We start from the raw sequence: 9,457 nt of genomic DNA on the forward strand, positions 1-9,457 counted from the left end.
GTCGAGAACGGCAACCCATGCTCGGGCGGCTTGGACTTGGCGATCTTCTTGATCTCCCGGCGTTCGGGCAGGGTGAACGTTCTCGGCCGGCCGCCTTTGTACTTCGGGTAGAGCGAGTCGAAGCCGTCGGCGTTGAAATTGTGGATCACATCCCGGACCCGATCCGCGCTGGTGAACGTCACCTCGGCGATCTTCCCCACCGACATGCCCTGCGCGGACAGCAACACCATCTGCGCACGCCGCCACGTCACCACCGAACCAGTACCTCTACGGACGATCCGCCGCAGCCGCTGGCCCTCGTCGTCATCGACCTCGCGCACCCGTACTCGCTCTGCCACCCGGACAGCCTGGCGACACCGCGCCATCCGGGCCAGCATCCCCGCGGCGCGTCACGCCGTGACAGGGCAAAGGTTCTCTGACGCGGCACTAGATCCAGATCCCAAGCTCAGCGGCCGGGTGCGGAGCCAAGGAAGCGCGGCTGACAGCTGCCGAGTACCGCGACCGGAGGAGCCGCCTCGACGGCCTGGGCAACCGCGTCCACGGTGAAGCCGACGCCTTCTGATGACCTGCTGCCGGGGGAACGGACAGTCGGAAGTACAACCCCAACAGCAGTACCCGGGGTATTCCCCCTGACCAGCTCGCGGATCGTCCGCCAACCATGTGCCGGGCCTGCGGGGCTACGGAGGTAGCGCCAAGCAACCACTTCCCCAAGGGCGGGGTGCTGTTGTATACATATTGCCTAGCAGTTACACGGCAGGCGTATGGGAGGAGTGTGGCTTGTGACGACGAGCGCGCAAGACACCACATACCGGTGGCTCAAGGATCGGATCGCGTCTCTGCCGCGGCACGAGGGTGTGTTTCTGACTGAGGCCGAGGTTGCTGCCGAGTCCGGCGTGAGTCGCACCCCAGTTCGTGAGGCGCTGCTGCGGCTGGAGGCCGAAGGGCTGCTGCAAATCATGCCCAAGAAGGGCGCCTTCGTACCGCCGGTGTCCGATGCCGACGTCGAAGCCACGATGCAGGCGCGGCTTCTGGTCGAGCAGTGGGCGGCCGCCCAGGTAGCCGCTTCCCCGCACCTCGTTGTGCCGCATTTGCAGGCCTTGCTGGAGGAGCAGGCGGAGCTGCTTGAGGTAAGCGACCCTCGCGCCTTCATCGAGGCGGACCGCCGCTTCCATCGGGCGATTGTGCAGACAGCGGGTAACCGGGTGCTCGCCGACTTCTACGAGACGCTTCGCGACCGGCAGATCCGGATGGGTCTGCGGGCCGTGACCGCCGATCCCGGCCGGGGCCAGAAGGTGATTGACGAGCACACCGCGATCATGGACGCGCTGCGGTCGCTCGACGCCGGTGGGGCCGTGGCTGCGGTGAAAACACATCTCGACAACACCCTCGCCGCCCTTCGCTATCCGGCCCACGGCGTCGCGCTGCCGCCGTGGCAGGTCAGGGCCAACCCGTCATGAAGATCGCCTTGATTCAGCTCGCCAGCCCGATCGAGGAGCCGGTCGTGGAGCGGGTCGGCCGGGTCGGCGCGATGCTCGACACACTCGACGACGTCGACCTGGTCGTGTTGCCCGAGCTGTGGGCGCCCGGATATTTCGCGTTCGACCGGTACGACGAGCTGGCTGAGACGCTTGACGGGCCGCTGTTGAGCGAGATCTCGGGGTGGGCGCGCCGGCTCGGGTGCCATGTGCAGGCTGGCAGCATCCTTGAGCGGGAAGCGGCCGGGCGGCTCTACAACACGGCGTTGCTGGTCGGTCCTGACGGCGGGGTGTTGCTGGACTACCGGAAGATGCACGTGTTCGGCTACGAGTCTCTTGAGGCCACGTTACTCAGCGCGGGGGACCGTGCCGACGTCTGCGCCACCGCGCTGGGGCGGATCGGCATGACGACCTGCTACGACCTTCGGTTCCCCGAGCTGTATCGAGTCCTCGTCGACCGAGGCGCGCAACTCGTCATAGTGCCTGCGGCGTGGCCGGCCGCCCGGTTGGCGCACTGGCAGCTGTTCACCCGTGCCCGCGCCGTCGAGAACCAGGTCTACGTGCTCGCCTGTAACGCCGCTGGTATCCAGGGAGATGTCGTACTCGGCGGGCACAGCGTCATCGTCGACCCGTGGGGACAGGTTGTCGCCGAAGCCGGCGCCGACGAGCAGATCCTCTACGCGGTCGTCGACCTGCAGGCGGTCGTCGACACCCGCGCAGAGTTTCCGGTGCTCGAGGATCGCAAGCTCGCCGTCCCCTTCGCCTTCGACTGATCTGATTCTGAAAGGACGTTTCCCCGTGCCGGTATCCGCGCGTACGAGAGCTCTGGCCTTCACCGTCGTTGGCTCGAGCGAGCGGCTCTCGCTGAGCCCGCGTCGGCTGGTCATCGCCGGTTACACCGCGAGTGACCGGGCTGCCGTGCAGGCACATATCGACGAGCTGGCCCACCTCGGCGTCGCACCGCCGCCGCGGGTTCCGATGTTCTACGACGTGCCCGTCGGCCTAGCGACAACCGAAACCGTGATTGTGGTCGAGGGTGCGGAGACCTCAGGCGAGGTCGAGCCGGTCCTCATCAGCACCGGTGGCCGTCTCTATCTCGCAGTGGGCAGCGACCACACCGACCGCGAGGTGGAGAAGCGCGACATTGCTGAGTCCAAGGCGTCCGCTGCGAAGCCAGTAGGTGACCACGTGGTTCCGGTCGAGCGGGCTACGGCCGTGTGGGATGACATTGAGATGGTGTGCCGGCTAGACGGTGAGATCTACCAACGCGGCCGGCTTGCGGCGATGCTGCCACCCGGCACGCTGCTCGACAAGCTGCGCGCGGTCGGGGGGCAGCCGCTGGCGGGGGAGGCGCTGATGTTCTGCGGAACCCTGCCGTTACTGGCTGGGACGTTCGTCTTCGGCACGACATATGAGCTCGAATTGCGGCTGCCCGATGGCACGTCGCTGAGCCACAGCTACGACGTGAAGCGGAGGAGCAGCTGATGCGTACCGGACCCGAATATCTGGCCGCCCTCAAGGACGACCGAGAGATCTACATCGACGGCGAGCGGGTGCGGGACGTCGCCAGCCACCCTGCCTTCACGGGTATCACGAGGACCATCGCCGCCCTGTACGACTACGCCGCCGACCCGGCCAACGGGATGATCTACACGGCGCCGCAGACAGGCCGGGAAGCCAACAGGGTCTTCATGATTCCATGCAGCCGCGATGACCTCGCGGCGAGGCGGGAGGCCATCACCGCGTGGGCCGAGCTGACGCACGGGTTCGTGGGGCGCAGCCCCGATCATGTGGGCGCGTTCCTGGCGGCGTTCGCTGCCGCGCCCAAGGTCTTCACCCGCGAGCAGCGTGACTTCAGCGCTAACGTGACAGCGTTCTATCGGCGCCTGCTTGCGGAAAGCCTCTACGTCTCATACGCGATCATTCCGCCGCAGTACTCCCGCGCCACCACTGCGCACGGGTGGGAAGGCGACTTCGTGCAGGTGGGAGTTGTCGAGGAGCGCGAGGACGGCATCGTCGTGCGCGGCTCGCAGATGCTGGGCACCGGGGCGACCGTGTCCGACGAGGTTCTGGTCAGCTGCATCAAGCCGCTGGCCGCCGACGACAAGGACTTCGCAGTCACCTTCGTACTGCCGGTTGCGACGCCGGGCCTGAAGTTTTATTGCCGCCGCCCCTACGCCCCCGGGCAGCCGAGCACGTTCGACTACCCTCTGTCGACCCGCTTTGACGAGTCCGATGCGCTGCTCGTGTTCGACGACGTTTTCGTCCCGTGGGAGCGCGTGTTCGTCGACCGGGACGTGGCCGGCCTGCGGGCGCAGTTCTTCGACACCGGTGCGCATGTACTCGGCAACAGCCAGGCCCAGATACGGCTTGTCACCAAACTCAAGTTCCTGCTCGGGGTAGCTCGCAAGATAACCCAGGTCAACGGGATCGACCGGTTCCCGCAGGTACAGGAAAGCCTCGGGGAACTCGCCTCCATGGCCGCCCTGCTGGAGGGCGCGGTGCTGGCCGCCGAGTATGCCAGCACAGTCGACGAACGCGGAGTGTGCCGCCCAGCCGCCCGTTATGTCTACGGCGCGATGGGGCAGCAGGCCGAGCTATACCCCCGGGTGCTGCACATCATCCGCGAACTTGTCGGCGGCGGTGTCCTGCAGGTCCCCTCCAGCTTCAAGGAGCTGACCAACCCACAGACCCGCGCCGATATGGACCGCTACGTCCAGTCGCCAGGCACTCCCAGCCAAGAGCGCATCAAGCTGTTCAAGCTCGCCTGGGACATCGTCGGCTCTGAGTTCGCCGGCCGCCACCACCAGTACGAGATGTTCTACGCGGGCGCCCCCTTCGTCGCGAAGGGCTACGCATTCCGCGGCTACGACTACACAGAGCCGCTCGCCGTGGTCGAGTCGTTCCTGTCCAGCTACAGCATCGAGTCCGCGGCCTGACCCAGTCGACGGCGGCAAACCTGATCCGAGGGAGCAACCACCCCATGCCCAAGCCCGAACGGGAGTTCTTCGACGTCACCGACATCGAGTGGACCCCCTGTGCTGGCAAGGTCGCCGGCCTCACCGAACGCATCCTCGCCGCGGACGAGCCTGCCGGTGTCGCGACCCGAATGCTGCGCTTCGAACCCGGCACAGACACCACCCCAAACGGCGTGCAGGTCCACGACTTCTGGGAGGAGGTCTACATCCTGGAGGGATCGTTCACCGATTTGACCCTGGACCAAACCTTCACCGCCGGCATGTACGCCTGCCGACCGCCAGGCATGGCCCACGGACCATGGGTGGCTCCCGACGGGTGCATCACCTTCGAGGCCCGCTACCGCACTGCCTCTGATACCTGATCGACCCTGTCGCGCCGGCGGCTGCTTCAACCGCCGACGCGACGGCCAGACCGGAACGGCGGCTGATGATGAATCTCATGACCACTCCGAATCCTGTCGCGATGCGACGTGCCATGGGCCGCTTCGCCACCGGCGTCGCCGTGATCACCACCCGCATGGGCGGAGTTCCGCACGGCATGACGGTCAACTCGCTCACCTCCGTCTCGCTGGACCCGCCGCTGCTGCTGGTCTGCTTCAACCGTGGTGCCCGCACCGCCGAGTGTGTACAGGCGTCCGGCCGGTTCGCGGTGAACATCCTCGGCGCCCGCCAGGAGCAGGTCTCGAACACCTTCGCGCGGCGGGGCGAGAACCACTTCGACGGGCTGGACCTGCCGTCGCACCCGACGGGGGTACCGCTCATCCCCGGTGCCCTCGCCCACGCGGTGTGCCGCGTCGACAAGGTCGTCAACGGCGGCGACCACATTGTCGTGTTCGGACTCGTGGAGGACGTTCACGAGCGCGAAGGGGCACCCCTGCTCTTCTACGGCGGCAGGTACGGCGACCTCACCGACCGGGGTCAGACCGCCGATTTCTGGTACTGCTAACTCGACCAATAGGGAGGACATGATGACGCATCGTGAGCTGCTGCATCGACACCGGTCCGTGGTGCCGAACGAGGGCGAGGCGGAGGAGGCCCTCGGCATCCTCACCCAATCGATCGAGGCGGTGGCAGCGTGACCGCGAGGAGCGAGCGTTCCGGGGCGGCTCGCGTGGGACGCGGCCGCGCCGGAATGCGAGCAGAGCCGGGTTTGCGAGCCCCGCAGTCGCGAACGAAAGGCAGGCCGGCGTGAGGATCACCCATTGGATCGGTGGCAAGGCCTGGACCGGCCTCGCGCAGCGCACTGGTGACGTCTACGACCCGGCCACCGGCCAGGTGACCGGGCGGGTCGACTTCGCGAGCGCGGCGGACGTCGATGAGGCGGTCGCCGCCGCCGCCGAGGCGTTCACCCGCTGGCGCCACGCCTCCCTGGCCCAGCGCGCGAACGTGATGTTCGCCTTCCGGGAGTTGCTCCACAAGCGCAGGACTGAGCTGGCCGAATTCATCACCGCCGAACACGGCAAGGTGCTCTCCGACGCGGCGGGGGAGATCCAGCGCGCGCTGGAGTCGGTCGAGTTCGCCTGCGGTATCCCGCAACTGCTCAAGGGTGGGTTCAGCGAGAACGCGTCCACCAAGGTGGACGTGTACTCGATCCAGCAGCCGCTCGGCGTGGTCGGGGTGATCTCCCCGTTCAACTTCCCGGCCATGGTGCCGCTGTGGTTCGTGCCCAACGCCATCGCGTGCGGCAACACGGTGGTCCTCAAGCCGAGCGAGAAGGACCCGTCCGCGGCGAACTTCCTCGCCGAGCTCTTTGCCGACGCCGGGCTACCCGATGGGGTGCTCAATGTCGTACATGGCGACAAGGAGGCGGTCGACCGGCTCCTCGAGCACCGGTCGGTCAGGGCGATCTCGTTCGTCGGCTCCACTCCGGTCGCCCGGTACGTATACGAAACGGGCACCCGCAACGGTAAGCGGGTGCAGGCGCTCGGCGGCGCGAAGAACCACATGGTCGTGCTACCCGACGCCGATCTCGACCTCGCTGCGGACGCCGCCGTCTCGGCCGGCTTCGGCTCGGCCGGTGAGCGCTGCATGGCCATCTCCGTCGTGGTGGCGGTCGACCCGGTCGGTGACGAACTGGTCAACAAGATCAGCGAGCGGATCGCCGGACTGCGGGTCGGCGACGGTCGTCGCCCTGGTTGCGTGATGGGACCGCTGGTCACCGGTGCGCACCGCGACAAGGTGCGGGCGTACCTGGACGCCGGCCGGTCCGCGGGCGCGAAACTGGTGGTCGACGGGCGCGGTCATCCGGTCGACGGTGATCACGCCGGCTTCTGGCTCGGGCCGACGCTGTTCGACCACGTCGGCGCGGACATGTCCATCTACACCGACGAGATCTTTGGCCCGGTCCTGTCGGTCGTTCGGGTGCCCAGCTACGACGCGGCGGTGGACCTGGTGAACACCAACCCGTACGGCAACGGAACGGCCATCTTCACCAGCGACGGCGGCGCCGCGCGGCGATACCAGAACGAGGTCGAGGTCGGCATGGTCGGGGTCAACGTGCCGATTCCGGTTCCGGTTTCCTACTACTCGTTCGGTGGTTGGAAGGACTCGCTGTTCGGTGACTCGCACGCGTACGGCCCGCACGGCGTGCACTTCTACACCAGGGCCAAGGTGGTCACCAGCAGATGGCTCGATCCCGCCGATCGAGGCGTGAACCTCGGCTTCCCGCAGAACACGTAGACGATCCAGCACAAAAAGGGTGCACGGTGACAGCCAACACGGCGGCAGCGCCACGCATCCCGCCGCACCTAACGAACAACCACCAGACACGGCCACCTGACACTACGTGCGGAACAAGCTGACCGCGCTCACGCTGTCACTGATCTAGGGTCGAGAGCGCCCAAGCATCCGGGAATGGAACCGATCATGACCGACACTACCGACGTCGGAACCGCGAGGATTCGACCGCATGACGTGGGGCTGGGCGTCAGTGACGCCGACACCCTAACCATCGACGGGCATTCACTCACCGACCTCGTACGCCAGTACGGTGCACCCCTGTGGATCATGTCCGCCGATACTATCCGACACAACCTGCGGACCATCACCGAAGCATTCCAAGCGGTCACTCCGGCTAGTCGGATCGTATACGCGAGCAAGGCAAACCCCGCTCCCGCCATATCCGCGCTAGTCGTGCAGGAGGGTGCAATGGTTGATGTGGCCAGCTTGGGACATGCGGTGCTCGCTGAACGTGCGGGCGTACCCGCCAGGCGGATCGTGGTGAACGGCAACTGCAAGTCCGCGGAATATCTGCGATGGGCGATAGACGCCGACGTCGCCATGATCAACGTCGATTCCATCGACGAACTTAACCAGACAATCGCCACGCCGCTGCCCCGTGACTCCGAGGTCAGGATCGCGCTGCGGTTGACCACTGACCTGTCACGCCATCACGACGACCGGGGCATGTTCGACTCGGAACTCGAGACGAAGTTCGGCATGAGCGACCAAGACGCCCTGCACGCCGCAGATCTCATCGCCCGAACCCCCGGCATACGGCTCGTCGGACTGCATCATCATCTCGGCTTCACCGCCTACGACTCCACCTACAACGCGGAGCTAGACCTGCAGCGTCGACGCCGCGTCGTCGAGCAGCTCGTCGCTGTCGCCGACAAGCTGTACCGCGGGTATGGGGTGTCGATCGAGGTCTTCAACTACGGGGGCGGCTTCCGTGTGAAAACCGACACTGGCTACGGCCCAGGCGCGGTGCGGAGCCTCCCCGAGATCGACGCCGGAGCGGATGCGACCGCCGGCTACACCGGACGCCTGCTCGCCGAACGTGGACTGCCCGCCGCGCAGATCTGGGTCGAGCCAGGCGGCTACCTGGTCTCCAACGCCGGCGTCTTCACGGCGCGGGTGGGCGTTCGCAAGTCGATACCGGTAAGAGGTGAGGTGCGGGACTGGGTATTCCTCGAGGACACCTCGGCCTACCACTTCGTGCGCCGGCTGATGGCCGACGTCTACCACCCAGCGATAGCGGCAACCAGAATGTCACAACCCTGCACCGGACGCGTGCACGTCGCCGGCGCCACCTGCGCACCCGACGAGGTAACCCCACCGCTGACCATGCCGGAACTCACCCGCGGCGACCTGATCGCGCTGCTCGACCAAGGCGCCTACTGCGATGCCGTATCCACCGAGTACTGCGCCCTTCCGCTGCCGCCCACCGTCCTGGTGGACGAGCATTCGACGAGGCTCATCCGACGCAGGCGGACCCCACACGACATCGCCGCCGATTACCTGGCCGACGTCGAACCGGCGGGCGGAACCCGCGAGTGAGCGAAGCCGACGGGCCCCGTCTAGCAAAGCTGGTCGAGCGAGCCGTACGCATCTTCGAGGAAACGCTTCCCCCGGAGGAGCTCGACGCCGCGAAGTGCGCAATCCTGAACGATCTCACCTGCGCCGCGGTCGCCACCGGACCCGTACTCCACAAGGCGGAAGCCTTCACCGGCACGACCACCGCCCTTCCGGACGACGTCGCGACCGTGCTCGGCACCGGCTCACGTCACAACGCCGCGGAAGCCGCCTTCCTGGGCGGCATCCGGATGCACGCACACGCGCTGGACTCCACCCATTACGCCTCGCAGGCCCACCTGGGAGCCGCCATCATCCCAGCGGCGATGGCGATAGCAGAAGAACGGCGAGCGACGGGGTCGGAACTTGTCGCGGCGATCGTCGCCGGCTGGGAAACCGCCGCCCTGATCGGCGAGACGTTCGTCAACGGCGTGCTGGCACGGGGCCTCCGTGCCTCGACCACCTTCGGCACGATCGGGTCAGCGACCGCAGCGGCCCTGACGGCGGGCTTGACCGCCCGTGAGACCGCCGACGCGATCGCGCTGTCCGCCAACCTCTCCGCCGGCCTGACCCGTACCTTCCTCGACGGGTCCGACGACTGGGCGGTGCAGCTGGGGCTACAGATCTTGAATGGTCAGGTTGTGTCGGGTTCGAGGGTCAGGCCGGTGTGAGCGAGGAACCCGTCGAGTAGGTCGGGGCGGTACTGGATGC

The 9,457-nt window shown here is 66.8% G+C and carries 10 protein-coding genes; 9 read left to right on the forward strand and 1 reads right to left on the reverse strand.

What is annotated here, in order from left to right; genetic code table 11:
• The coding region (locus AB0873_RS30900; RefSeq protein WP_366604194.1) for a helix-turn-helix domain-containing protein at positions 1 to 338 on the reverse strand (338 nt) is incomplete at its 3' end.
• Positions 339 to 779: 441 nt separating this feature from the next.
• On the opposite strand from AB0873_RS30900, the gene AB0873_RS30905 reads away from it, so the two are divergent.
• The 9 genes from AB0873_RS30905 (at position 780) to AB0873_RS30945 (ending at position 9,417) form a co-directional block, all read left to right on the forward strand.
• Complete coding sequence (locus AB0873_RS30905; protein WP_366604196.1) at positions 780 to 1,457, forward strand: GntR family transcriptional regulator; 678 nt, start codon at positions 780 to 782, stop codon at positions 1,455 to 1,457.
• Positions 1,430 to 2,248: a carbon-nitrogen family hydrolase gene (locus AB0873_RS30910; RefSeq protein ID WP_366604198.1), complete on the forward strand. Its 819-nt coding sequence runs from the start codon at positions 1,430 to 1,432 to the stop codon at positions 2,246 to 2,248. Before AB0873_RS30905 ends, AB0873_RS30910 begins: the two co-directional genes overlap by 28 nt.
• 25 nt (positions 2,249 to 2,273) lie before the next feature.
• Positions 2,274 to 2,960 carry a DUF2848 family protein gene (locus AB0873_RS30915; protein ID WP_366604200.1) on the forward strand — a complete coding sequence of 229 codons (687 nt, stop codon included), beginning with the start codon at positions 2,274 to 2,276 and terminating at the stop codon, positions 2,958 to 2,960.
• A complete protein-coding gene (locus AB0873_RS30920; protein ID WP_366604201.1) occupies positions 2,960 to 4,414 on the forward strand; it encodes a 4-hydroxyphenylacetate 3-hydroxylase N-terminal domain-containing protein in 1,455 nt (484 codons plus the stop codon). The genes AB0873_RS30915 and AB0873_RS30920 overlap by 1 nt, the downstream gene beginning before the upstream one ends.
• A 44-nt stretch (positions 4,415 to 4,458) precedes the next feature.
• Positions 4,459 to 4,815, forward strand: coding sequence for a cupin domain-containing protein (locus AB0873_RS30925; protein ID WP_366604203.1), 357 nt, complete (start codon positions 4,459 to 4,461; stop codon positions 4,813 to 4,815).
• Between the two features lie 101 nt (positions 4,816 to 4,916).
• Positions 4,917 to 5,399, forward strand: coding sequence for a flavin reductase family protein (locus tag AB0873_RS30930; RefSeq protein ID WP_366604204.1), 483 nt, complete (start codon positions 4,917 to 4,919; stop codon positions 5,397 to 5,399).
• A 242-nt stretch (positions 5,400 to 5,641) separates the two neighbouring features.
• Entirely contained in the window at positions 5,642 to 7,132 is a 1,491-nt protein-coding gene (locus AB0873_RS30935) for a CoA-acylating methylmalonate-semialdehyde dehydrogenase (RefSeq protein WP_366604205.1), read from the forward strand.
• 174 nt (positions 7,133 to 7,306) lie between these two features.
• Positions 7,307 to 8,731 (forward strand): alanine racemase, encoded by a 1,425-nt coding sequence (locus AB0873_RS30940; protein ID WP_366604207.1) that lies wholly within the window; start codon positions 7,307 to 7,309, stop codon positions 8,729 to 8,731.
• On the forward strand, positions 8,728 to 9,417 hold the full coding sequence (locus AB0873_RS30945) for an MmgE/PrpD family protein (protein WP_366604209.1): 690 nt from the start codon (positions 8,728 to 8,730) through the stop codon (positions 9,415 to 9,417). The genes AB0873_RS30940 and AB0873_RS30945 overlap by 4 nt, the downstream gene beginning before the upstream one ends.
• The last annotated feature ends 40 nt before the right edge of the window (positions 9,418 to 9,457 follow it).

It is taken from the genome of Micromonospora sp. NPDC047707 (assembly GCF_040704235.1).
Taxonomy (GTDB): Bacteria; Actinomycetota; Actinomycetes; order Mycobacteriales; family Micromonosporaceae; genus Micromonospora.